The sequence below is a fragment of the Pseudomonas sp. NIBRBAC000502773 genome, from assembly GCF_006517195.1.
GTDB classification, from domain to species: Bacteria; Pseudomonadota; Gammaproteobacteria; order Pseudomonadales; family Pseudomonadaceae; genus Aquipseudomonas; species Aquipseudomonas marginalis.
Genome location: NZ_CP041189.1, coordinates 3,997,444 through 4,022,899, shown reverse-complemented (window position 1 = coordinate 4,022,899; position 25,456 = coordinate 3,997,444). Strand labels below are relative to the sequence as shown.

The window sequence follows — 25,456 nt, the reverse complement described above, 5'->3', positions numbered from 1 at the left end:
ATTGATTGATGGAATTTGTCATGTCCAGGTTTACTGCTGACTCCCGTTTGGGAAGCACCTCTGTGCTCGCTGCCCTATGCGGCGCCCTGCTCGTTCCCCACGCCCAGGCCGATGAACACGCCGAGCATGAGCTGACGCCCACCGTGATCACCGCCATTGCGCCCAGATCGCCGCTGACCGTGATTACCAACCCCAAAGACCCGCGCCAACCGGTGCCCGCCAGCGACGGCGGCGACTACCTCAAGACCATCCCCGGCTTCGCCCTGGTACGCAACGGCGGCACCAATGGCGACCCGGTACTGCGCGGCATGTTCGGCTCGCGCCTGAACATCCTCACCAACGGCAGCATGATGCTCGGCGCCTGCCCCGGCAGGATGGATGCGCCGACCTCGTACATTTCGCCGGAAACCTACGACAAGCTCACCGTGATCAAAGGCCCGCAGACCGTACTCTGGGGCCCGGGCGCGTCGGCCGGCACCATCCTGTTCGAGCGCGAACCGGAGCAGTTCGGCGAGTTGGGCACGCGGCTCAACGCGAGTGTGCTGGCCGGCTCCAACGGGCGCTTCGACAAGGTCATCGATGCCGCCGCCGGTGGGCCGCTGGGCTATGTGCGGGTGATCGGCAACCAGGCCCATGCCGATGACTACAAGGACGGCAACAACGACACCGTCGCCTCGCGCTACGACAAATGGAATGGCGACGTCGCCGTCGGCTTCACCCCGGATGCCGACACCCTGCTGGAGCTCACCGCCGGCCGTGGCGACGGCGAAGCGCGTTACGCCGGGCGCGGCATGGACGGTTCGCAGTTCCTGCGCGAAAGCCTGGGCCTGCGCTTCGAGAAATCGAATATCGGCGAAGTGCTGGATAAGGTCGAAGCCCAGGTCTACTACAACTACGCCGACCACGTGATGGACAACTACAGCCTGCGCACACCCTCGGGCACCGGGATGATGGCCGGCCCCATGGCCTCCAACGTCGACCGCCGCACCCTCGGCGCGCGCATCAAGGCCACCTGGCGCTGGGCCGATGTGCAACTGATCAGCGGCCTGGATGCGCAGACCAACGAACACCGCCAACGCAGCAGCATGGGCATCGACACCTACAAGGATTTGCCCAAGGTCAAGGACGCCAACTTCCACAACTACGGCGTGTTCGGCGAACTGACCTGGTACGCCGCCGACCGTGACCGCCTGATCAGCGGCGCGCGCCTGGACCGCGCCTCGGCCAAGGACTTCCGGCAAACCACCGGCTCCGGGATGAGTGCACGCGCCAACCCGACCGCCGACGACACCCGCGCCGATACGTTGCCCTCGGGTTTTATGCGTTATGAGCACGACCTGGCCGACAGCCCGACCACCCTCTATGCCGGCCTGGGCCACTCGGAGCGCTTCCCGGATTACTGGGAGCTGTTCTCGCCCAACACTGGCGCAGTCGGTTCGGTCAACGCCTTCGACGGCGTGAAGCCGGAGAAAACCACCCAGCTCGACGTCGGCGCGCAGTACAAAGCCGACAACCTCGAAGCCTGGGCTTCGGGCTACGTCGGCCAGGTGCGTGACTTCATCCTGTTCGACTACCGGGCGGGGATGATGGGCACCACCTCCCAGGCGCGCAATGTGGACGCGCGCATCATGGGCGGTGAACTCGGCGCGGCCTACAAACTGACGCAGAACTGGAAAGCCGATGCCACCCTCGCCTACGCCTGGGGCAAGAACAGCAGCGACGGTAAGGCCCTGCCGCAAATGCCACCGTTGGATGCACGCTTCGGCCTGACCTACAGCGAAGACGACTGGAGTGCCGGCGCGTTGTGGCGGGTAGTGGCGGCGCAGAACCGCATCGACCAGAACAAGGGCAATGTGGTCGGCAAGGACTACGACAAGAGCGGCGGTTTTGGCGTGTTCTCGGTCAATGGCGCCTATCGCATCAACAAGAATTTCAAGGTCAGCACCGGCGTCGACAACCTGTTCGGCAAGGCCTACGCCGAGCACCTGAACCTGGCCGGCAACGCCGGGTTCGGCTACCCGGCCAACGACCCGCAGGCCATCAAGGAGCCAGGGCGCACCCTTTGGACCAAGGTGGATATGAGCTTCTAAAAGCATCAGGGGCAAGCCCCCTCCCACAGTTGGAATGCATTCCACATGTGGGAGGGGGCTTGCCCCCGATAGCGGCCTGACCAACGACAAAAAATTCAAGCTTTGCGGAGCATCCCCAATGACCACTCAAAAAGTTTCCTTCTACAACCTGGCCTGGCGCTGGCACTTCTACGCCGGACTCTTCGTCGCCCCTTTCATGGTGCTGCTGGCCCTGACCGGCATCATCTACCTGTTCAAACCCCAGCTCGATCCGCTGATGTACGGCGACCTGCTCAAGGTGCAAAGCGCCGAGCACGCCTTGAGCGCCGACGAGCAGTTGCAACGCGCCCAGGCGGCCTTTCCCCAGGGCAAGATCAGCAAATACCTGCCACCCGTCGACGCCACCAGCAGCGCGCAGTTCGTGATGCACGACGGCGGGCGCGAAGTGACAGTGTTCGTCGACCCCTATCGCGGCACCGTACTCGGTGAGCAGGATGCGAAAAACAACCTGCAAGCCATCGCCCGCGCCCTGCATGGCGAGCTGATGATCGGCACTGTTGGCGATCGACTGGTGGAGCTCGCCGCCGGTTGGGGCGTGATGCTGGTGGTGTCCGGCCTGTACCTGTGGTGGCCGCGCGGCAAAACGTCGGCCGGGGTGTTATGGCCGCGTTTCACGAGCCGTGGCCGCGTGTTCTGGCGTGACCTGCATGCCGTCGCCGGCTTCTGGGGCGCGGCGTTTCTGCTGGTAATGCTGCTCAGCGGCATGACCTGGACCGGCTTCTGGGGCAAGCAATACGCCGACCTCTGGAACACCTTCCCGGCGGCGATGTGGAACAACGTGCCGCAGTCCGATCAGCAGGCGCGAGTGCTCAATACCGCAACGCAACAGACCGTGCCCTGGGCCATGGAAAACACGCCGATGCCGATGTCCGGCGACCATGCCGAACACATGAACCACGGCGCCATGCACGCTGCTCCCGCCGCGCCCACGGTGCGCCTGCAACAGGTGGTGGACCTGGCCACGGCACGCAAGGTCGAGCCCGGCTACAGCATCACTTTCCCCACCACCGCCGAAGGCGTGTTCACCGTCGCGGTGTTCGCCGACGACCCGCGCAACGACGCCACCCTGCACGTGGACCAGTACACCGGCAAGGTCCTCGCCGATGTGCGCTGGGCGCACTACAACACCGTGGCGCGGGCCACCGAGACCGGCGTGATGCTGCACGAGGGCAAGATGTTCGGCTGGGTGAACCAGCTGATCGTGCTGCTGATCTGCCTGATGATCCTGCTCAGCGCGGTGAGTGGCGTGGTGATCTGGTGGAAGCGTCGGCCCCAGGGCGGCCTGGGAGTTCCGCCGTTGCGTCATGACCTGCCGAAGTGGAAAACCGCGATGGTGATCATGCTCGGGCTGGCGCTCCTGTTCCCGCTGGTGGGCGCCTCGTTGATCGCGGTCTGGGCGCTGGATCGCCTGGTGTTGTCGCGGTTGTTCAGCCAACGTGAATCCACCTCAGGTTCGCTATGAAGTAGGCGAGATGCCCTACATAGAGGCGTTAGGTAGTCTTACGCGGGCTTTCGCCAAAGACGCAGTAAGTGTTAACTTATAACACTTACTGCATACCTCAGCTCGCCGCGCCCAGCGGCGAGCACCGCCTCGAAGAAGCGATTTTCCGCCCAATGAACAAGTACCTAGTGTCCGGCCTGTGCCTGCTCGCCCTGCATGACAGCGCCCAGGCCCTGACCCTGCCCGCCAGCCCGGTGACCGCTGCGGCCGTGGATGACCAACACGTCGACCTGAACACACCCACCACCGCAGGCTCGCGCCTGAATCTCAGCGCGCTGCAAACCCCGGGCAGTGTCGAAAGCCAGACCGGCACGCAGATCCGCGCACGTGGCGACGCCAGCGTGCAGGACGCCATTTCCCGTGCCACCGGCATCAGCCGCACCGGCACCCCGGGCGATGGCGGCACCTCGCTGTCGGCCCGTGGCTTTACCGGCCAGGGCTCGGTGATGCAACTGTACGACGGCACCCGCATGTACATGGGCATGGGCACCTCGACCTTCCCGGTGGACACCTGGGCGGTGGAACGCGTAGACGTTTTGCGCGGCCCGGCCTCGGTGCTGTACGGCGAAGGCGCCACCGGTGCGGTGATCAATACCGTGCCGAAAAAACCCTTCGAAGGCGAGATCGAAAACCACCTCCGCCTCGGCTACGGCGCCTACGATCGCCAGCAACAGGCCCTGGACAGCGGCGGCTCGCTGACCGACACCCTGAGCTATCGCCTGAACCTCAACCGTCTGCGCAGCCACGGCTTTATCGACCGTGGCGACTCCAGCAGCGACTTCGTCAGCGGCGCCCTGCGCTGGCAGGCGGCGGACAACCTGAGCTTCACCCTGGCCAGCGACTATGGCGACCAGCGCCCGCAGAACTACTTCGGCACGCCGCTGATCAATGGCCAGTTGCACAAAGGCCTGCGCGACAAGAACTACAACGTCAGCAACGACACCCAGCACTACAACGACCAGTGGACGCGCCTGACCAGCGAGTGGCAGATCAATGACAACATCAGCGCCACCAATGAACTGTTCTACCTGAAGAACCAGCGTCGCTGGCAGAACGCCGAGAACTACAACGTCACCAACGGGCAACTGACCCGCAGCGGCAACTTCGGCATCAAGCACAACCAGGAACAGGTCGGCGATCGCCAGACCTTCACCTTCAAGCACAGCCTGTTCGGCCTCGACAGCCAGACCGTGACGGGCGTGGAATACAACCGCATCCGTTTCCGCCTGGCCAGCAACTCACCGTTCAACGACGTGCTGCCCGGCGGCCAGCCGGTGGATATCAACGATCCGGCGCCCGCTCGGTTCGACAGCCAGAACCCGTTCAAACCGCTGTTCGCCACCACCACCAAAACCGTTGCCGGTTTCGCCGAAAACCGCCTGCAACTCACCGACCAACTGGCGCTGGTCACCGGCATCCGCCGCGACTATGCCCACGTCGAGCGCGATGATTTGCGTGACGCCAGCCAAAGCGACAAGACCCTCACCGGCAATAACTGGAAGGCCGGCCTGGTCTACGCAATCACCCCGGACACCTCGGTCTACGGCCAGTACGCCACCAGCACCGACGGGGTCGGCGGCCTGATTTCCCTGAGCCCTGGCCAGCAGCAGTTCGACCTCTCCACCGCCAGGCAAACCGAGATCGGCCTCAAGCAGGCCTTCTGGGATCAACGCGGCGAATGGACAGTGGCGGCCTACCATATCGTCAAGAAGAAACTGCTCACCGACGTCCCCGGCAACCCGGACCTCAAGCAGCAAGTCGGCCAGCAATCCTCCAGCGGCCTGGAAGCCAGCCTCGACCTGCAACTGCCGCACGCCTGGGCGCTGCAAGCCAACGCAGCCATCGTGCGGGCGCAGTACGACGACTTCAAACAGGATGTCGACGGTGTACAAGTGTCCCGCGACGGCAACCGCCCGGTGGACGTGCCACGCCGCACCGCCAACCTGTGGCTGAGCAAGGCCCTGAGCGACGACATCCGCGCCGGTGCCGGGGTGCGCTATGTCGATGCACGGTATGCCGACATGGCCAACCAGAACGAGCTGCCGAGCTACACCGTGGTCGATGCCACGCTGTCGTGGAAGGCGATGCGCAACACCACCCTGGGCCTGCAACTGAACAATCTGTTCGACCGCACCTACGCGGTCAGCCAGTACAACGACGGCCAGCAATGGATCCTCGGTGAACCGCGCTCGTTCTTCGTCACGGCGGACTACACCTTCTAACTGACCCAAACACCGTTGGATCCCTGCAGGCCTTGAGAGACTTGATGACTTCACTCACCCTCACCCGCATCAACTGGGCCCCGGCGAACCACAGCCAACACCCGTTCCAACTGCGTGACGCTGGCCTTCACGTCGCTGCGGGGGAGTTCGTCGGGCTGATCGGCCCCAACGGCAGCGGCAAGACCAGCCTGTTGCGCTGCGCCTATCGGTTCACCCAGCCGCAACGCGGCGACGTATTGCTCGCCCACCGGAACCTGTGGAAGCAAGGCGCCAAGTGGTGTGCGCAACGTATCGCCGTGGTGTTGCAGGAGTTCCCGGATGCCTTTGGCCTGCGAGTCGATGAAGTGGTCGCCATGGGCCGCACGCCCCACAAGGGCCTGTTCGACAGCGACACCCTGGAGGATCGGCAGTTGGTGCAACAGGCGCTGGTATCGGTGGGCATGCAGGGCTTTGAAGCGCATGCCTTCGCCACCCTCTCGGGCGGTGAAAAACAGCGCGTCATCCTCGCCCGCGCCCTGGCCCAGCAACCGCAATTACTGATCCTCGACGAGCCGACCAACCACCTCGATCCACGCTACCAGCTTGAGCTGTTGAGGCTGGTCAAGCGCCTGGGTATCGGCACCCTGGCCAGCATCCACGACCTCAACCTGGCCGCCGCTTTTTGTGATCGGCTCTACGTGATCGACCACGGGCGCATCGTCGCCAACGGCACGCCTCACCAGGTGCTGACCACTGAACTGCTGCGCGATGTGTTCGGCGTCGAGGCGCTGATCGACACTCATCCCCTGGCCGACCATCCCCGCATCACCTGGATAACCCAACCATGATCCTGCGCGCCTTCGCCCTTGTGGCCCTGCTGTTCGGTGCTTCACCAGCCTTCGCCGAAGCCACCCATTACCCGGTCACCGTCAAAAGCTGCAACCGCGACGTGACCTTCCAGGAGGCGCCGAAGCATGCGGTGAGCCATGACATCAACATGACCCAGATGATGCTCGCCCTGGGCCTCAAACCGCGGATGGCCGGCTATAGCGGCATCACCGGCTGGAAGTCGGTCACCCCGGACATGGCCCGGACCCTCGACGGCCTGCCGGAGCTGGCGAGCAAGTACCCGTCGGTGGAAACCCTGCTCAATGCCAATGTGGATTTCTTCTTTGCCGGCTGGGACTACGGCATGCGCGTGGGCGGCGACCTGACGCCGAACACCCTGCAGCCGCTGGGGATCAACGTGTACGAGTTGACCGAGTCGTGCGCCTTCGTGATGAAGCGCCCGGCCGCTACCCTGGACGACACCTATAACGACCTGCGCAACCTGGGCAGGATCTTCGACGTGCAGGACCGCGCCAATGCCTTGATCGCGCAGATGCAGGCACAGGTCGCCGAGGTGCAGACAGACCTGCCCGCCGACAAGCCGCGCGTGTTCCTCTACGACAGCGGTGAAGACCGCGCCATGACCTCCGGCCGCCTCGGCATGCCCCAGGCGCTGATCGACGCGGCCGGCGGGCGCAACATCCTCGATGACGTCGACGCCAGCTGGACCCGCGTCAACTGGGAGATGGTGGTGGAGCGCAATCCACAGGTGATCGTGATCGTCGACTACAGCGAAGTCACCGCCGATCAAAAACAGCAGTTCCTGCTCAACAACCCGGCGCTGCAAGGGGTGGACGCGATCAGGAACCAGCGCTTTATCGTGATCCCGTATGTACAAGCCACGCCGGGCATCGATAACGTGCTGGCGGTGGAAACCCTGGCCAAGGGGTTCCACGGCGAATGATCACCCGTCGTTACGCCCTGCTGCTTACCGCCCTGGGCGCATTGCTGCTGGTGTCCTGCGTGATATCCCTGGGCTTTGGCCCGGCGCGGGTACCGGCGGACGTGGTGTGGCGCATCCTGCTGTACAAGGTCTTCGGCATCGGCGAAGTGAGTTGGGCGGCCGGGCAGGTACCTATCGTCTGGCTGATCCGCGTGCCGCGCATGCTGCTGGGGGCATTGGTGGGGGCCGGGCTGGCGTTGATCGGTGCGGTGTTGCAGGCGGTCACGCGTAATCCGCTGGCCGATCCGCACCTGCTGGGTGTCACTTCCGGCGCGACCCTGGGCGCGGTGATCGTGGTGCTGCATGTGGGCGAAATCATCGGTCTGCTGACCTTGCCCATCGCCGCCTTTATCGGCGCACTGTCGAGCATGATCGTGGTGCTCGCGGTAGCCAGTCGCAATGGCCGGCTGGAGAGTGATCGCCTGTTGCTGTGCGGCGTGGCCGTGTCGTTCGTGATGATGGCGGCGGCCAATCTGCTGCTGTTCATGGGCGACCATCGCGCCGCCTCGGCGGTGATGTTCTGGATGCTCGGCGGCCTCGGCCTGGCACGCTGGGAACTGCTGGCGATTCCGGGCGCCAGTGTAGTGCTCGGTCTGCTGGTGTTGGTGGGCATGGCCCGCCCGTTGAACGCGCTGATGGCCGGCGAACAGACCGCCGTGACCCTTGGCCTGAACGCCCGCAATGTACGGCTGAAGGTGTTCCTGGTCGCCTCGTTGATGACCGGCGTACTGGTGTCCATCAGCGGCTCCATCGGCTTTGTCGGGCTGATGGTGCCGCACATCGCCCGGCGCCTGGTGGGCGCCGAGCATCGTCGGTTGCTGCCGGTATGCGCATTGCTGGGCAGCCTGTTCCTGGTCTGGGTCGATGTGGCGGCGCGCACCTTGATCGCCCCCGAAGACCTGCCGATCGGCGTGGCCACGGCGGCGATCGGCGGCCTGTTCTTCATCGGCCTGATGCGCAAGCGCTGACGTTTACAGCTCGTCGCGGTCGCGCAGGCTCAGCGGTTCGTCGACCTCGGGCACGGCGACTTCCAGACCATTGGAGCGCTCCACTTGCTGCTCGGACAGTAGCCCCTCGTTCATCCAGAAGCCGTCCTTGTCCAGCACAAACAGCTTGCCAGTCCTGGCCACGCCCTTCAGGAACACGGTGGGATACACGTCGGGGCCGTCCACCAGGACCAGGCTTTCCTGCGCCGAATAACTGGGCAGGTACTTCAACAACGCACCGGCCTGGCTCGACAGATAAAGACCCGGCGACGGCCGCGACAGCCCGCGCAACACCCTGATGAAATAGCTCAGGAAGGTCGGCGCCACGAAATGACGCGTCAGGGCGATATCCTTCGGCGCCCGGCTGTCGGTGGCCGGCATGCTGCTGTAGAGCAGATGGACACCCGCAACCGCATAGTGCTGCGGAAAGTCCGGCAGGGGCGCTGGCGGCACCGCCGGTTGTACAGGGCCCAGCGGCCCGCTGTAGAACAGGCGCAGAATCAGCGACTGGTCGGCCCCGGCCGCTACCGGCAAGGTGGCCAGGAACGACGTGCCCGCCGCGTTGGCGAGTATCGCCGAGAGGTACTGTTTGCCCTGATACGGCGAAAGCTGGCGCCGGAGATAGCGCGCGGCATCATCCCCATCGGAAAAAACCGGACCGCAGGCCGCACGCCAAGGCGGCACAAACACCTCATCGACACCGGGCTGCCAGAACTTGTCGACACGATTGCGCGTGGTCCAGACCTCACCTCGGATCAACGTATCCAGAACGCCTTTATCGAGCAGGTGATGGACGTAACTGAGCATCGTCATCCGACCTGCGTGTAACTGCTGCCTGATTTCAAGCAGCGCGCCCCACGAATCCAGCTGCGCATCCGTGCCCAGGTATTGATACCGGAGCAGGGCACCGTCCGCGCATGACAGGTAAAACGTGAGTTGCTTGCCCCTGATGCCATGAATCGAGAAGCGGATGCCGATGTCCATGTCCGTGGGCGAAAAAAATGCCTGGTGCAGCGGGTCCGTGGCCGGCGTGACGCTGTCGCTGCTGGCACATAGGTAGAAGCCTTCCAGCCCATAGCCCTGGGGGAAAAGACCGTCGGGAAAGACTTGAGTAAAGTCACGATAGCTCTGGCGCACCAGCGGCATGCTGACCATGTAGTGCCCGTTTTTCTGCGATTTGAACACGTAGCCGAACTGCAGGTGTTCGCCATGCCGACGATGCTGATGGGCATACCGCACCGCGTCCTGCTCCTGGGTGAACAGCGGGCTGAACGCCGGGTCTGCCAGTGCGTTCCGGATCGCCAATGGCGTGGGGCGGTCGCTATTGACGATGAAGGCGCCAAGGATCCGGCGTGGCGTGCCCCACGTCGGGCTGCCCTCTACCACCCGCAAGACACCCGCATTGGCCAGGCGCGTGACAAATTCGCCAGGCGCCAGCGCGGCGTTGCGAATCTGACGTTCGAGCAGGTTTTCCAGGCGATCGAGTCGTGTCTCGTCGAGGGGCAAAAGCTGTTTTCTCAGCGCTTCCTCCAGCGCGGAGTGGCTGCGTGTGTAGCTCACCACACAGCCATCGGAACCCAGCAGGTACTCGCGGTTCAGGCGGGCGTCCTGGCCTGCGAGGGTCGATGAAATCACGCGGGTGGACAGCATGTTGCGATAGAGGCCGGCCTGCGCCAGTTCGAGTACGAAGGGCAACTCCCGGGCCGGGCTGGAGCGGTAACGTGCAACCACCGTATGGGCCGCCGGGAAGCCACCGGTACTGACCACCTCATCCGGGAAAATCCACTTGGGGTCGAAGTCTTCCTGGGGCACCTTGAGCGGTTCGGTGGCGACAAACAGGCCATCGGGACGCTGCAGAATCAACCCGCCCAGCAGACCATTGCCCTGCAGCAGCGAACGGGCGTGCCGGGCCGCATCGTCCTGGGAATGAAAGGCCGGGCCCAGGCGACGGCGGATGAAGTTGGCGTAGGGGCGCCAGGCCACGCCCCCCTGGCCCACCGCTCCCCGGCGGTCCCAGCACTGGCTGGTGTAGAGCACCCGCAGGTCCGCAGGCCGGGCGACCTGTGACACATAGCGCTGGACGTCCAGCGTCCCGTTGTGCAGGTTCATCCCGGCGATGATCACGCCCGTGCCGTCGGTGGTTTCCTTGAGCAGGGAGGTTGCCGGAGGTTGGTAGCGCAACAAGGCGCCATCGTGTGTCGACACATACACCGGCAGTATCGCAGTGGCTGCCGGGCGCGGCAGATGCCGGGCATCCTGTTCGGCGCGCAGCAGCACCTCGGGGGTGATGAAGAACCGCGCAAGCCAAGCCTCGGTGGTGGGCAATCCCGCCGGCACCCATTGCTGCGAAAACAGCAGGCCGGCCAGCTCGAACCCCTTGGCGAATTCGCCACCGGCCAGATAACCGACGCCCCTGGAGGAGTCACTCAACCAACGCCCGCCGGAGGTGATCGCCAGCAGTTCACTGACCACAAACTCATCGCGCTGCGGATGCTTGAGGATGTACGCCGTGCAGCGTTGCGCATCCAGGTTCCTGCCGTACCAGCGCACATGGGCATTGAGTGCCGCGGCATCGAGACTGCCGAAGATCGCGCCGAACGCCGGTGCCTGCAGATCGACTTCGGCGTAGTCGAAGTTGGGCGTCCAGTCGTTGTAGACCCGGCCGCGCGGCCCCCACAGCGCGCTGCGCACCAGCACGCTCAAGGTGCCGGCATCGGCCAGCCGGGCGACGATGTCCACCGGTTTGAGCTGGCCGCTCTCCAACCGTTCGAAATAGCCATGCTGGCCGGGCTCGCGCTGTGTATTGCTCAGTACCAGCAGCTCATTGGCAGAACCACTGGGGCGATAGCTGATCAGGTTATTCGGCGAACCGCTCAGATAGGCCGGCAGCCGCGATTCGATCACCGAACGGATCTCCACATCGGAGAACAGCGTGGCGTTGACTTCCAGATCGGCCAGCGTCCAGCCAAGACGCCGTTGACGCTCCAGGTCAGCCACGGATAACGCGGTATGCGAACTGTAGCGCGCATAGAGCTGATGGTCCGCAGGCGGCACCAGATAAGCGCTGCCGTTGGCAGGGCGCAGCAGGTCGGAGGCGAAGCCGTCGCCGGAAATGGCCACCGGTTCGGTGAACACGAATCGCCCATCGTCCCGCTTGAGGACATACCCGGCATAGGCATTGCTGCGGCGAACGCCGATGCGTTCATGGGCATGCCGCGCGGCGTCGTCCGCGGTCAGGAACATCCCGCTCAAGGGCAGCGCGCCTGAGCCGAGCGGCAAGTGCTCGCTGTCATACAACGGCCCGAGGGTGTTCCACAGGCCGCCTTGCTGGACCACCGACAACTCCCCCGCGCGCATCACGCGGCGCACGAAATCCCGCGGCGACAACGTGCCGTCGAGCAGGGCCGCCTCATTACCATTGTCCGCTACGGTTTGACCATCGACGACAAACAGCTCGTTAACGGACCCGGCGCTCGGTACCTGCCAGTGCAGCAAAGCGTTATCGGCGGTGCGCAGATACAGCTTGAGACCGAGCGCGGCGATCTGCATACCGGCGCTGGCGATCGACTGCCTCATGGCATCCACCAGCACCGCCGGCGTAGCGAAACGCTTATAGAGCCATGCGTCCCTGGGTGGCAGCCTCTGCGGCGCCTGTGCTGATTGGGCGTGATAGAGGCCCACCAGGCGATAGTTCGGCACCAGCCTTGGCTCGTCCCGGTCGCCCACGGGAAACAGGCTGGCCAGGGTCGTCCCCAAGGGCGCCGGCAGCGTGGCGATGTAATTCGACGTGGTGCGGTGTTTCAGCACAACGCCCACCGCCCCCTGCCCCAGCAAGTCGACGCTGCTCAGGGCGACCAGCACTGCACTGTGCCCCATCGACAGCAGCGGGGTAAAAAACGGCATGTCCTGCACCGAGGTGACAGGGCTGCCCAGGGTCCAGCCGTGCAGCACACGCCCCCGCCCCCCACCCCAGACCTTGCTGGCCACCACGACCCGCAAGTCCCCGGCCTGCGCCAGGTTCCACACCGCCCCCTCGAACGCGGTGAGAGGCTGCGCTGGCTCGACCCCCGTCAACTGCCGCAACAGGGACTGTTCCTGCTGGGAACCGCTGCTCGTGTACTTGAGCAATGCGCCGTCAGGACCGGACAGATAATGCACCGGGGTGAAATCACGGTGGGACAGGGCAAACACCTGATCGGCATTCGAGAAGAAGCTGCCGGTCAGCGCCACCTGGTCCGGGTTGAAGCCCGGGTTGTAGCGCTCCACCTCGCCAGGCTCGGCCGGATAGGAACGGTAGAAGCCCTGGCATTCATAAGAGGGCGGAGCAATGAACTGGGCGCGATCATCCGTGGCCAGGAGGGTGAGGAAGTCGAACCGCGCGCCGGTGCTGACTTGCGGCTCGGTGGCAAAGAAATGCCCGCCAGGCTTTTTCAGGATGACCCCACCGAATTCACGCTCGCGTCGCGCCCCGATACGCCGGTGAGCCCACAGTGCCGCATCATCCGCAGACACAAACGCCGGGCTCAAGGCCGGCAGAGTGGCCGCGGCGGTCGCGCCGCTCGGCAGGGACGGCGCGGCGGCAAACGCTCGCCAGTGCCGGTCAATCACGCCAGGCGGCCCCCATAGCGCATTGCCCAGGACCACCCGCAGGCGACTGACCCCAGCCAATTTGCGCACGCCTTCGGCAGGCGTATAGGTACCGTCCGCCAGGTCTCTGGTAATCAGGCTGCCGCCCGGCGCCGGCGCGAACAATCGCGTGAATGCGGCCTGGTCCGCCCCTTCCGGCTCCAGCACAAGCAGGCTGTCTGCAGCGCCGGAGAGGTAGCCCGGCACACGCAGTTGATGAATCCTGTGGGCCTCGACGTCAGTAAAGCCCTGGAAGTAGACGCTGGCATCGTCGCGGGTCCACTTCGTCTTGAAACCGGCATCGAGGTTCTCCCATGACAACGCCATGTGCGAGCCGAACCAGGCGTGCAGTTGATAACCACCGGGCAACGCCAACTGTTTGCTGTAAGCGTCCCACGGGTAGAACCCCTGGAACCCATAGGGGTTGATGCCCGCCTGCAGCAATTGCGTCAGTACAAAGTGCTGGTCGGGGTGCTTCAGAATCAGCGCCACATAGGCGCGGTCACGGCGCTCGCCCACCTGCGCATGGGCAAACTGTGCGGCCTTGTCGGCCGACGAAAATGCCTGGCCGAGGCTGGCCTGCTTGAACGGGAAGCGTGCATAGGGCGTCCAGTTGTTCTCGACCACGCCTTCCACGTCCCACAGCGGGCTGGTCTGTTCGACGCTCAACTCACCGGCTTCGGCCACCTGTTTCACAAACTGGCGCGGGGTCAGGGTTCCCGCCGCGAGGGCCAGGTCAAGGCTGGGCTCATCGGTGGTGAACAATCGCGTTTCCGCCGGTGAGCCGCTGAACCGGTAGCGCAGCAAGGCATTGTCCTTGGTGCGCAGGTACAGCGAGATGCCCAGCACGGAGGGCGCCGTATGCATGTAGCGGCGGGCCTTGGCGATGTAGGCCGCCAGCTCTCGCGGGCTGAAGAACTGCTGGTACAGCCACGGTTCCACCGTCGGAAACTGCGCCGGCACCGGCCGCGACAGATAGAAGAAACCCTGCAGGTGAAAGCCCTCCGGCAAGGGTGGCCCGCCCGCCAGCAAAGGCAGGTGGTTGTCGGTGGGCAACTGCTCGGCACTGCTGAGTACGAAGGGATGGGTGGCGGCGAACTCATCGCGCAGCTCATGCTTGAGCAGCAGGGCCATCTGGCTGACATTGGGCATGCGCCGCATGCGCGCCTGCACGGCGTTGAGCGCCTGGGTGACCTCGGGATACACCGCCCCGCAGGCGATGGTGGGCTGGCCGCTGTTCAATGGCAGATAGGGCCGCCAGCGCTGATCGATGACACCGGGCACCCCGCCCCAGTCATCGCTGGCGACCAGCAACGACAAGCGGCCTACCGACGCCACTTTCCTGATAAAGCCTTCGAGCGTGCCATCGTAACCATCGGCGGGCACGGCCGTGCTGACGTCGTCGATCCAGTCGACAAACTTGCGCTCGGCCTCGGAAAAACCCGGCTGGTACTTGAGCAATACGCCCTGGGGGCCCGACAAGTAGGCGGTGCCGAACGCACGCCCTTCGTAGTGGTTGAAGACCACATCGCGGGTGGAAAAAAAGCTGTTGAAGATACGCACCTGGCGATCCCGATAACCGGGATTGAGGGCCTTGAGCTGGGCAAACTGGTCAGGGTGAGAATGCACCCCGCCCACCAGTTTGTAGCCCGCAGGATCGAGGAACTCGTTCTGCGCCCCGCGCTCCAGCAACAGCGAAAAGTCGAACGTCGCCGCCTTGCCGGGAATCGGCTCGGTGGCAAACACTTTGCTATCGGCCAGGCGCTGGAGAATGACACTGCCGTACTCGCGGTCGCGCTTGTCGCCAATGCGCTCGTGCACATAGCGTGCAGCATCGTCGGCACTGATAAACCCAGGGCTGAGGGTGTATCGAAGGCCCCTCGCTGCCGCGCGCTCCTCTCTGGATAAATGCTCTTGCATGACACTCCCTTGATCATGTTCGTCGTCGGTGCCCATGGGCACCGGGCTCGCACAATGCTTGCCATGCAGAAGCGTCCTCGCTTGAACCGCCAGCAGGGCGCTGCATAGTTATCGAGGCCCCCAGGCACTCTTTGGGCGCATCCCCTGCACCGCTAACGCCTGCACGCTCCGCATTGGTGCGTCAACGCCAGGCACCGGGCTCCACCCCCCGCAAAACCGGGCGTTTGGCCATCGGGCACAGCCCTTGCTAGTACCCCTTCAGCGTTCACATCGGCCTATCAAAAAAAACTAAACGTTTACGGAGACCGCACCATGAAGCGTCGCAGCTTGATCAAGGCTTTCACCCTGTCCGCCTCCATTGTCGCCATGGGCCTGACCTGGACCGTGCAGGCCGCCGAGACCATCAAGGTCGGTATCCTGCACTCGCTGTCCGGGACCATGGCCATCTCCGAAACGTCCCTCAAAGACATGGCGCTGATGACCATCGACGAGATCAACGCCAAGGGCGGGGTGAACGGCAAGATGCTTGAGCCGGTGGTGGTGGACCCGGCGTCGAACTGGCCGTTGTTCGCGGAAAAGGGCCGGCAGCTGCTGACCCAGGACAAGGTCGCCGTGGTGTTCGGCTGCTGGACCTCGGTGTCGCGCAAATCGGTATTGCCGGTGTTCGAAGAACTCAACGGCCTGCTGTTCTACCCGGTGCAATACGAGGGTGAAGAGATGTCGCCGAACGTGTTCTACACCGGTGCGGCGCCGAACCAGCAGGCGATCCCGGCGGTGGAATACCTGATGAGCGAAGAAGGCGGCAGCGCCAAGCGTTTCTTCCTGCTCGGCACCGACTACGTGTACCCGCGCACCACCAACAAGATCCTGCGCTCGTTCCTGCATTCCAAAGGCGTGGCGGACAAGGACATCGAAGAGGTCTACACCCCGTTCGGCCATGCCGATTACCAGACCATCGTTGCCAACATCAAGAAGTTCTCCGCCGGTGGCAAGACAGCGGTGATTTCCACCGTGAACGGCGACTCCAACGTGCCGTTCTACAAGGAGCTGGCCAACCAGGGTTTGAAAGCGACCGACGTACCGGTGGTGGCCTTCTCCGTGGGTGAAGAAGAACTGCGCGGCATCGACACCAAGCCGCTGGTGGGCAACCTCGCGGCCTGGAACTACTTCCAGTCAGTGGAGAACCCGGTGAACAAGAAGTTTGTCGCCGACTGGAAAGCCTACGCGAAGAAACACAACCTGCCAGGCGCGGACAAAGCGGTGACCAACGACCCGATGGAAGCCACCTACGTGGGCATCCACATGTGGGCGCAGGCAGCCGAGAAAGCCAAGTCCACCGACGTCGACAAAGTGCGCGAAGCCCTGGCCGGCCAGACCTTCGCCGCGCCATCGGGCTTTACCCTGACCATGGACAAGACCAACCACCACCTGCACAAGCCGGTGATGATCGGCGAGATCCAGTCCGACGGGCAGTTCTCGGTGGTGTGGCAGACCCAGGAGCCGATCCGGGCACAGCCGTGGAGCCCGTACATTCCTGGCAATGACAAGAAGCCGGACTATGCGGTGAAGAGCAACTAAGTCTCACGACAGATCAAAAATGTGGGAGGGGGCTTGCCCCCTCCCACAATTGACCGCGTACGATCAGGACAATTTGTATGCCCACTGCCCTGCACCGTTTCATCCTCACGGCCCTGCTATTGCTGCCTTTGGCGGTACATGCCGGCGACGCCGAAGACTTCCTGGCCGCCAACCCGACGCAACAAGCCAAGCTCCTCCAGGACTGGGCCGCCCAGCCCGATCCGGCGCGCATCGAGTTGGTGGACGCCCTGCAACAAGGCCAGCTCACGCTCAACGGCGAGACCAAGACCGTGCGCCTGAACAACCGCCTGCGCGGCTTGATCGACAACGTGCAGGCCAGCCAGCAACTGCTCGCCGCCGACCCCAAGGTGCGCCTGGCCGCGGCACGCACCCTGCAAAAAAGCGCGCAACCGGCGCAACTCAAATTCCTCGACCAACAGGTCGCCGCCGAGACCAATGAGGACGTGCACTCCGCCCTCAGCCTGGCCCTGGCCAACCTGCAACTGGTCGACACCGACCCGGCCGTGCGCCTCGCCGCCGTGCGTCTGCTCGGCAGTACCGGCGACCCGCTGGCCCGCACACGCCTCGAAGCGCTGCTGGCGCCCGGGGTGGAAACCGACGCCGCCGTGCACACCGCCGCCGAGACCAGCCTGGCCCAGGTCAAACGCAAACTGATGCTGGGCGAGATCCTCGGCCAGGCCTTCAGCGGCATGTCCCTGGGCTCGATCCTGCTGCTGGCGGCCCTGGGCCTGGCGATCACCTTCGGCCTGCTCGGTGTGATCAACATGGCCCACGGCGAGATGCTGATGCTCGGCGCCTACTCCACCTATGTGGTGCAGTTGCTGATGCAGCGCTATGTGCCCCAGGCCATCGAGTTCTACCCGTTGATCGCACTGCCGGTGGCGTTCTTCGTCACCGCCGCCATCGGTATGGCCCTGGAGCGTACGGTGATTCGTCACCTGTACGGGCGCCCGCTGGAAACCCTGCTCGCCACCTGGGGCATCAGCCTGATGCTGATCCAACTGGTGCGCCTGGTGTTCGGTGCGCAGAACGTCGAGGTCTCCAACCCTGCGTGGCTGTCCGGCGGGATCCAGGTGCTGCCCAACCTGGTGCTGCCCTACAACCGCATCGTGATCATCGCCTTCGCGCTGTTTGTGGTCGTACTCACCTGGCTGCTGCTGAACAAGACCCGCCTGGGCCTGAACGTGCGCGCCGTCACCCAGAACCGCAACATGGCCGCCTGCTGCGGCGTACCCACCGGGCGGGTGGACATGCTCGCATTTGGCCTGGGCTCCGGTATCGCGGGCTTGGGCGGCGTGGCCCTGAGCCAGATCGGCAACGTCGGCCCTGACCTGGGCCAGAGCTACATCATCGACTCGTTCCTGGTAGTGGTGCTCGGCGGTGTCGGACAGTTGGCCGGCAGCGTGATGGCAGGGTTCGGCCTGGGTATCGCCAACAAGATCCTGGAACCGCAGATCGGTGCCGTGCTCGGCAAGATCCTGATCCTCGCGCTGATCATTCTGTTTATCCAGAAGCGCCCGCAGGGACTCTTCGCACTGAAAGGACGGGTGATCGACTGATGAACCAGCCATTGATGCTTACGGCCACGCAAAAGGCCGGCCCCCAGGTGACGATTGCAGTCGGCGCGGTGGTGCTGTTGCTGTTGCTGGCCCTGCCGTTGTGCTCGCTGCTGTCGCCGGAAAACCCGCTGCATGTATCGGCCTACACCCTGACCTTGGTGGGCAAGATCCTCTGCTACGCCATTGTCGCCCTGGCCCTGGACCTGGTGTGGGGCTACGCGGGGATGTTGTCCCTGGGCCACGGCCTGTTCTTTGCCCTCGGCGGTTATGCCATGGGCATGTACCTGATGCGCCAGGCCGCAGGCAGTGAGCTGCCGGCGTTCATGACGTTTTTGTCGTGGACCGAATTGCCCTGGTATTGGGTCGGCACCGAGCACTTCCTCTGGGCCCTGTGCCTGGTGGTATTGGCACCGGGCGTGCTGGCGCTGGTGTTCGGTTTTTTCGCCTTCCGCTCGCGGATCAAGGGCGTGTATTTCTCGATCATGACCCAGGCGCTGACCTTTGCCGGGATGCTGTTGTTCTTTCGCAACGAGACCGGGTTCGGCGGCAATAACGGCTTCACCAACTTCCGCAGCATCCTCGGTTTCGGCATCACCGAACCAGGCACGCGGGCCGTGCTGTTCGTGGCCACGGTGGTGCTGCTGGTGGCGAGCCTGTACATCGGCTGGCGCCTGGCCCGGAGCAAGTTCGGCCGGGTGCTGACCGCCCTGCGCGATGCCGAGAACCGCCTGATGTTCTGCGGCTACGACCCGCGCGGCTTCAAGCTGTTCGTGTGGGTGCTGAGCGCGGTGCTGTGCGGCCTGGCAGGCGCGTTGTACGTGCCGCAGGTGGGCATCATCAACCCGAGTGAAATGTCGCCGACCAACTCCATCGAGGCCGCCGTGTGGGTGGCCCTGGGCGGGCGTGGCACGCTGATCGGGCCGTTGCTCGGCGCCGGCGTGGTCAACGGCATGAAGAGCTGGTTCACCGTGGCCTTCCCGGAGTACTGGCTGTTCTTCCTCGGGGCGCTGTTCATCATCGTCACCCTGTACCTGCCCAAGGGCGTTATCGGGCTGTTGAAGAAATGAGGAACGTCATGCTCGAACCTATTTTCGATGCGGGCAGCGGCCGCGATGCCATCGGCATCGGCCAGGCCGCAGGCACCGGCCTGAACACCCGCCACGGCACCATCCTGACCCTGGAAGATATCAGCGTCAGCTTCGATGGATTCAAGGCGCTCAACGACTTGAACCTGTACATCGGCGTCGGTGAATTGCGCTGCATCATCGGCCCCAACGGCGCGGGCAAGACCACCCTGATGGACGTGATCACCGGCAAGACCCGGCCCAGCCACGGCAAGGCCTGGTTTGGCGAAACCCTCGACTTGACCAGCATGAGCGAAGTGCAGATCGCCCAGGCCGGCATCGGCCGCAAGTTCCAGAAGCCCACGGTGTTCGAAGCCCTGAGCGTGTTCGAAAACCTGGAGCTGGCGCAGAAGACCGACAAGTCGGTGTGGGCCAGCCTGCGTGCGCGCCTGAGCGGCGAGCAAAAGGATGGAATCGATGAAGTGCTCGACACCATCCGCCTCACCGCCTCAATGCATCGGCCCGCCGGCTTGCTCTCCCACGGCCAGAAGCAGTTCCTGGAAATCGGCATGCTGCTGATGCAAGACCCGCAACTGTTGCTGCTGGACGAACCGGTGGCGGGCATGACCGACGCCGAGACCGAATTCACCGCCGAACTGTTCAAGCGTCTGGCGGGCAAGCATTCGTTGATGGTGGTGGAACACGACATGGGCTTTGTCGGCTCGATTGCCGATCACGTCACCGTGTTGCACCAGGGCAGCGTGCTGGCCGAAGGGTCGCTGGAACAGGTGCAGGAAAATGAGCGGGTGATCGAGGTGTACCTCGGTCGCTAAGGAGAACTGAACATGCTGCAAGTCGACAAGCTGCACCAGTACTACGGCGGTAGCCACATCCTGCGCGGGCTGTCCTTTGACGTGAAGATCGGCGAAGTCACCTGCCTGCTCGGCCGTAACGGCGTGGGCAAGACCACCCTGCTCAAATGCCTGATGGGGTTGCTGCCGGCCAAGGAAGGCGTGGTGAACTGGGAGGGCAAGGCCATCACCGGCTTCAAGCCGCACCAGCGGGTGCACGCCGGCATCGCCTACGTGCCCCAGGGCCGGGAGATTTTCGGGCGGCTGACGGTGGAGGAAAACCTGCTGATGGGGCTGTCGCGTTTTCCCGGTTCCGAAGCCAAGGAAGTGCCGGCGTTTATCTATGAACTGTTCCCGGTTTTGCTGCAAATGAAGCACCGGCGCGGCGGCGATTTGTCCGGCGGCCAGCAGCAACAGTTGGCCATCGGCCGCGCCCTGGCCAGCCGCCCGCGCCTGTTGATCCTCGATGAGCCCACCGAAGGCATCCAGCCCTCGGTGATCAAGGAGATCGGCGCCGTGATCAAGAAGCTCGCGGCGCGCGGCGATATGGCAATCCTGCTGGTGGAGCAGTTCTACGACTTTGCCGCCGAACTGGCCGACCAGTACCTGGTGATGTCACGCGGTGAAATCGTGCAGCAGGGCCGTGGTGAAAATATGGAGAGTGAGGGTGTGCGCGGTTTGGTTACCATCTAACCTGTAGCGTCCTGACGATAAGCACAAGAAACCATGAACCTGCCCGTTTCCCCTGCCCTGTTCACCCCCAGCTGGCACGCCGAGCTGGACCTCGGCTACGCGCGTTTCGGCGACACCACGCGCCCGGTGATGCGCCGTCACCTTGGCCCGCTGCGGGTGCAAAAGCACCTGTACGCCGAAGGCCCCGAGGTGTGCCAGCACATCATCGTGCACCCGCCTGGCGGGATTGCCGGCGGCGACCGCCTGGACATCCGCGCCCATGTCGCCGAGGGTGCCTGGGCGCAATTGACCAGCCCCGGCGCGGCGAAGTGGTATCGCGCCAGCGGTCCGGCGTATCAGCAACTTGATCTCACGGTGGAGGCCGGCGCGACCCTGGAATGGCTGCCCCAGGAAACCATCGTGTTCAGCGCCGCCCAGGCCGAACTCAGCACCCGCATCGACCTGCACGGCGATGCCCGGCTGTTCTACTGGGACGTGATCGCCCTGGGGCGCCCGGCCAGTGGCGAGCGCTTCGACCTGGGCCACTTTCAATCGCACCTGGATATCCGCCGCGACGGCCAGTTGCTCTGGCACGAGCGCCAGCGCATTGTGGGCGCCGACGGCCTGCTCGACTCGCCCATCGGCCTGGATGGCCAACCGGTGTTCGCCACCCTGCTGGTGACCGGCGACATCGAGCCCGAATTACTCGAACGCTGCCGCGCCCTGCCCCACGCCGTGCGCGGCGACCTGACCCAACTGCCCGGTTTGCTGGTCGCCCGCTGCCTGGCCAGTGAAGCGCTGCTGGCGCGGGGGTGGTTGATTGATTTATGGAAACTGTTACGCCCGGCGGTGCTAGGACGGGAAGCAGTCTCACCACGAATATGGAGCACATGAAGATCAAAATGTGGGAGGGGGCTTGCTCCCGATGGCGGTGGGTCAGTGAAAGATGTATTGCCTGACACCCCCCATCGGGGGCAAGCCCCCTCCCACACTTGATCTCTGTTGTATTTAAGAATGCATTCTTTGAAGGACCTTGAACCATGGACCTGACCCCACGGGAAAAAGACAAACTGCTGATCTTCACCGCCGGCTTAGTCGCCGAACGGCGCCTGGCGCGCGGTGTGAAGCTCAACTACCCGGAAACCATCGCCTATATCTCCGCCGCCTTGATGGAAGGCGCCCGCGATGGCCGCACCGTGGCCGACCTGATGCACTACGGCACCACCCTGCTCAGCCGTGAACAGGTGATGGAAGGCATCCCGGAAATGATCCCGGATATCCAGGTGGAAGCCACCTTCCCCGACGGCACCAAGCTGGTGACCGTCCACCAGCCGATTGCGTGAGGGCCGGCCATGATTCGTGATGCAACCGAGCAAGACCTGCCGGCGATCCGCGACATCTACAACGACGCGGTACTCAACACCACGGCAATCTGGAACGAACAACCGGTGGACCTGGCTAACCGCCAGGCCTGGTTCAATGCGCGCCAGGTCCAGGGCTATCCGATCCTGGTCGCGGTGGAGAACGATGAAGTCACCGGCTACGCCTCATTCGGCGATTGGCGCCCGTTCGAGGGCTTTCGCTACAGCGTCGAACACTCGGTGTACGTACGCAACGACCAGCGCGGCAAGGGCCTCGGCCCACGGCTGATGCAAACCCTGATCGAGCGCGCCCGCAGTGGCGGCAAACACGTAATGGTGGCGGCCATCGAAAGCGGCAACCTGGCCTCGATCCGCCTGCACGAGCGCCTGGGTTTCGTCACCACCGGGCAAATGCCTCAGGTGGGCATCAAGTTCGGCCGCTGGCTGGACCTGACCTTTATGCAACTGACATTGAATCCGGGCGCGCAACCGCCCAAGGAGTGAGTTCGATGAACGCCGCGCAACTGCGTCGAGTCAATGCTGAAAGTTTTGCCCACTACCGTCGGGGCCTGATCGAGCTGTTGCTGGATGCGGTCAAGCACGGTGCGTCGGTGGGTTTCATGGCCGACTTCGATGAAGCCCAGGCCCGTGCCTATCTGGACGGGGTACAGGCGAGCATTGAAGACGCCAGCCTGTTGCTGTGGGTGGTGGTGCGCGATGAGCAGGTGATCGCCAGTGTGCAGTTGGCGCTGTGCCAGAAAGCCAACGGCCTGAACCGCGCAGAAGTGCAAAAGCTGCTGGTGCACAGCAACGCGCGGCGCCACGGCCTGGGCCAACAATTGATGAACACCCTGGAACTCGCCGCGCGTCAGCACAAGCGCGGCCTGCTGTACCTGGACACCGAAGCCGGTTCGCCTGCCGAAGCCTTCTACCAGTCGCTGCGCTACACCAAGATCGGTGAACTGCCCGACTACTGCCAAAGCCCGGACGGGCGCTACAGCCCGACCGCCATCTACTTCAAGACCCTGGGGCAACCTGCATGATTCCTGGCGAATATCAGATCCAGCCTGGCGAGATCGCACTCAACGTCGGCCGCCGCACCGTCACCCTCAGCGTGGCCAACAGCGGCGACCGGCCGATCCAGGTGGGTTCGCACTACCATTTTTTCGAGACCAATGACGCGCTGACATTTGACCGCCCATTGAGCCGCGGCATGCGCCTGAATATTCCGGCGGGCACGGCGGTGCGGTTCGAGCCGGGGCAGAGCCGTGAGGTCGAGCTGGTGGATTTGAGCGGCGGTCGGCGGGTGTTCGGGTTTGCCGGGCGGATCATGGGTGACCTTTAGGGCCTCATCGGGGCAAGCCCCCTCCCACAGGGGAACGCATTCCAAAGGTGGGAGGGGGCTTGCCCCCGATAGCGATTTCACATTCAACACAAATATTTCAGGGCACACACATGAAAATCAGCCGCCAAGCCTACGCCGACATGTACGGCCCCACCGTCGGTGACAAGGTCCGCCTGGCCGACACCGAGCTGTTCGTCGAAGTCGAGCAGGACTTCACCGTCTACGGCGAAGAAGTGAAATTCGGCGGCGGCAAAGTGATCCGCGACGGCCAGGGCCAGAGCCAATTGCTCGCCCATGAAGTCGTCGACACCCTGATCACCAACGCGCTGATCATCGACCACTGGGGCATCGTCAAGGCCGACGTCGGCTTGAAGAACGGCCGCATCCACGCGATCGGCAAGGCCGGTAACCCGGATATCCAGCCCGGCGTGACCATGGCCATCGGCGCCAGCACCGAAGTGATCGCCGGCGAAGGCATGATCCTCACCGCCGGCGGCATCGACTCCCACGTGCATTTCATCTGCCCGCAGCAGATCGAAGAGGCGCTGACCAGCGGCGTCACCACCATGATCGGCGGCGGCACCGGGCCGGCCACCGGCACCAACGCCACCACCTGCACCTCCGGGCCCTGGCACCTGGCGCGCATGCTGCAGGCCAGCGACTCGTTCCCGATGAACATCGGGTTTACCGGCAAGGGCAACGCCAGCTTGCCCGAGCCGTTGATCGAACAGGTCAAGGCCGGCGCCATCGGCTTGAAGCTGCACGAAGACTGGGGCACCACGCCCGCCAGCATCGACAACTGCCTGAGCGTCGCCGACCAGTACGACGTACAGGTGGCGATCCACAGCGACACCCTCAACGAATCCGGCTTTGTCGAAACCACCCTGGCCGCGCTCAAGGGCCGCACCATCCACACCTACCACACCGAAGGTGCCGGTGGCGGCCACGCGCCGGACATCATCAAGGCCTGCGGCTTTCCCAATGTGCTGCCCAGCTCCACCAACCCGACGCGGCCGTTCACGCGCAACACCATCGACGAGCACCTGGACATGTTGATGGTCTGCCATCATCTGGACCCGAGCATTGCCGAAGACGTGGCCTTCGCCGAAAGCCGCATCCGCCGCGAGACCATCGCCGCCGAAGACATCCTGCACGACCTCGGCGCGTTCTCGATGATCAGCTCCGACAGCCAGGCCATGGGCCGCGTCGGTGAAGTGATCACCCGCACCTGGCAGACCGCCGACAAGATGAAAAAACAGCGCGGCGCCCTGCCCGGTGACGGCCCGGGCAACGATAACTTCCGCGCCAAGCGCTACATCGCCAAGTACACCATCAACCCGGCGATCACCCACGGCATCAGCCATATCGTCGGTTCCATCGAAGTAGGCAAGTGGGCTGACCTGGTGCTGTGGCGTCCGGCGTTTTTCGGCATCAAGCCGACCCTGATCCTCAAGGGCGGCGCGATTGCGTCCAGCCTGATGGGCGATGCCAATGCATCGATCCCCACCCCGCAGCCGGTGCACTATCGCCCGATGTTCGCCAGTTTCGGCAGCTCATTGCATGCCACCAGCCTGACCTTTATCAGCCAGGCAGCCCTGGACGCAGGCTTGCCGCAAGCCCTGGGACTGAAGAAACAGATTGGGGTGGTGAAAGGGTGTCGCGATGTGCAGAAAACCGACCTGATCCACAACGATTACCTGCCGGACATCGAGGTGGACCCACAGACCTATCAGGTCAAGGCCGACGGGGTGCTGCTGTGGTGTGAGCCGGCGGATGTGTTGCCGATGGCGCAGCGGTATTTCCTGTTCTGA

Annotated in this window: 18 protein-coding genes; 17 read left to right on the top strand and 1 reads right to left on the bottom strand. The window is 64.0% G+C overall.

Annotated elements, in window-relative coordinates; all coding sequences use genetic code 11:
• The first annotated feature begins 20 nt into the window (after positions 1–20).
• From NIBR502773_RS18425 to NIBR502773_RS18400, 6 genes are all read left to right on the top strand, one after another.
• Positions 21–2,090 (top strand): TonB-dependent copper receptor, encoded by a 2,070-nt coding sequence (locus NIBR502773_RS18425; protein ID WP_141156631.1) that lies wholly within the window; start codon positions 21–23, stop codon positions 2,088–2,090.
• Between the two features lie 118 nt (positions 2,091–2,208).
• Positions 2,209–3,591 carry a PepSY domain-containing protein gene (locus NIBR502773_RS18420; RefSeq protein ID WP_141156630.1) on the top strand — a complete coding sequence of 461 codons (1,383 nt, stop codon included), beginning with the start codon at positions 2,209–2,211 and terminating at the stop codon, positions 3,589–3,591.
• A gap of 152 nt (positions 3,592–3,743) precedes the next feature.
• Complete coding sequence (locus NIBR502773_RS18415; RefSeq protein ID WP_141156629.1) at positions 3,744–5,852, top strand: TonB-dependent siderophore receptor; 2,109 nt, start codon at positions 3,744–3,746, stop codon at positions 5,850–5,852.
• Between the two features lie 44 nt (positions 5,853–5,896).
• The gene (locus NIBR502773_RS18410) at positions 5,897–6,679 is read left to right on the top strand and encodes an ABC transporter ATP-binding protein (protein WP_141156628.1); all 783 of its coding nucleotides are present in this window, start codon (positions 5,897–5,899) and stop codon (positions 6,677–6,679) included.
• Entirely contained in the window at positions 6,676–7,623 is a 948-nt protein-coding gene (locus NIBR502773_RS18405) for an ABC transporter substrate-binding protein (protein ID WP_141156627.1), read from the top strand. The genes NIBR502773_RS18410 and NIBR502773_RS18405 overlap by 4 nt, the downstream gene beginning before the upstream one ends.
• Positions 7,620–8,630 (top strand): iron ABC transporter permease, encoded by a 1,011-nt coding sequence (locus NIBR502773_RS18400; RefSeq protein WP_141156626.1) that lies wholly within the window; start codon positions 7,620–7,622, stop codon positions 8,628–8,630. Before NIBR502773_RS18405 ends, NIBR502773_RS18400 begins: the two co-directional genes overlap by 4 nt.
• 3 nt (positions 8,631–8,633) lie before the next feature.
• On the opposite strand, the gene NIBR502773_RS18395 is transcribed toward NIBR502773_RS18400, so the two are convergent.
• Positions 8,634–15,194: a DUF4329 domain-containing protein gene (locus NIBR502773_RS18395; RefSeq protein WP_168209006.1), complete on the bottom strand. Its 6,561-nt coding sequence runs from the start codon at positions 15,192–15,194 to the stop codon at positions 8,634–8,636.
• Between the two features lie 312 nt (positions 15,195–15,506).
• Here NIBR502773_RS18395 and urtA point away from each other — a divergent pair, with 312 nt between their 5' ends.
• The 11 genes from urtA (at position 15,507) to ureC (ending at position 25,456) form a co-directional block, all read left to right on the top strand.
• Positions 15,507–16,772, top strand: coding sequence for an urea ABC transporter substrate-binding protein (gene urtA / locus NIBR502773_RS18390; RefSeq protein ID WP_027607732.1), 1,266 nt, complete (start codon positions 15,507–15,509; stop codon positions 16,770–16,772).
• Positions 16,773–16,849: 77 nt separating this feature from the next.
• Entirely contained in the window at positions 16,850–18,352 is a 1,503-nt protein-coding gene (urtB, locus tag NIBR502773_RS18385; RefSeq protein WP_141156624.1) for an urea ABC transporter permease subunit UrtB, read from the top strand.
• Positions 18,352–19,419, top strand: coding sequence for an urea ABC transporter permease subunit UrtC (urtC, locus tag NIBR502773_RS18380; protein ID WP_065940909.1), 1,068 nt, complete (start codon positions 18,352–18,354; stop codon positions 19,417–19,419). Before urtB ends, urtC begins: the two co-directional genes overlap by 1 nt.
• On the top strand, positions 19,416–20,249 hold the full coding sequence (urtD, locus tag NIBR502773_RS18375) for an urea ABC transporter ATP-binding protein UrtD (protein ID WP_043293781.1): 834 nt from the start codon (positions 19,416–19,418) through the stop codon (positions 20,247–20,249). The genes urtC and urtD overlap by 4 nt, the downstream gene beginning before the upstream one ends.
• A gap of 12 nt (positions 20,250–20,261) precedes the next feature.
• Positions 20,262–20,960 (top strand): urea ABC transporter ATP-binding subunit UrtE, encoded by a 699-nt coding sequence (urtE, locus tag NIBR502773_RS18370; RefSeq protein ID WP_141156623.1) that lies wholly within the window; start codon positions 20,262–20,264, stop codon positions 20,958–20,960.
• 33 nt (positions 20,961–20,993) lie between these two features.
• Positions 20,994–21,833 carry an urease accessory protein UreD gene (locus NIBR502773_RS18365; protein WP_115486375.1) on the top strand — a complete coding sequence of 280 codons (840 nt, stop codon included), beginning with the start codon at positions 20,994–20,996 and terminating at the stop codon, positions 21,831–21,833.
• Between the two features lie 146 nt (positions 21,834–21,979).
• Positions 21,980–22,282: an urease subunit gamma gene (gene ureA / locus NIBR502773_RS18360; protein WP_003171437.1), complete on the top strand. Its 303-nt coding sequence runs from the start codon at positions 21,980–21,982 to the stop codon at positions 22,280–22,282.
• A gap of 9 nt (positions 22,283–22,291) precedes the next feature.
• Entirely contained in the window at positions 22,292–22,804 is a 513-nt protein-coding gene (locus NIBR502773_RS18355) for a GNAT family N-acetyltransferase (RefSeq protein ID WP_115486376.1), read from the top strand.
• A 5-nt stretch (positions 22,805–22,809) separates the two neighbouring features.
• Positions 22,810–23,343: a GNAT family N-acetyltransferase gene (locus NIBR502773_RS18350; RefSeq protein ID WP_027607725.1), complete on the top strand. Its 534-nt coding sequence runs from the start codon at positions 22,810–22,812 to the stop codon at positions 23,341–23,343.
• The gene (locus NIBR502773_RS18345) at positions 23,340–23,645 is read left to right on the top strand and encodes an urease subunit beta (RefSeq protein WP_141156622.1); all 306 of its coding nucleotides are present in this window, start codon (positions 23,340–23,342) and stop codon (positions 23,643–23,645) included. The genes NIBR502773_RS18350 and NIBR502773_RS18345 overlap by 4 nt, the downstream gene beginning before the upstream one ends.
• 110 nt (positions 23,646–23,755) lie before the next feature.
• Positions 23,756–25,456 carry an urease subunit alpha gene (gene ureC / locus NIBR502773_RS18340; protein WP_065925590.1) on the top strand — a complete coding sequence of 567 codons (1,701 nt, stop codon included), beginning with the start codon at positions 23,756–23,758 and terminating at the stop codon, positions 25,454–25,456.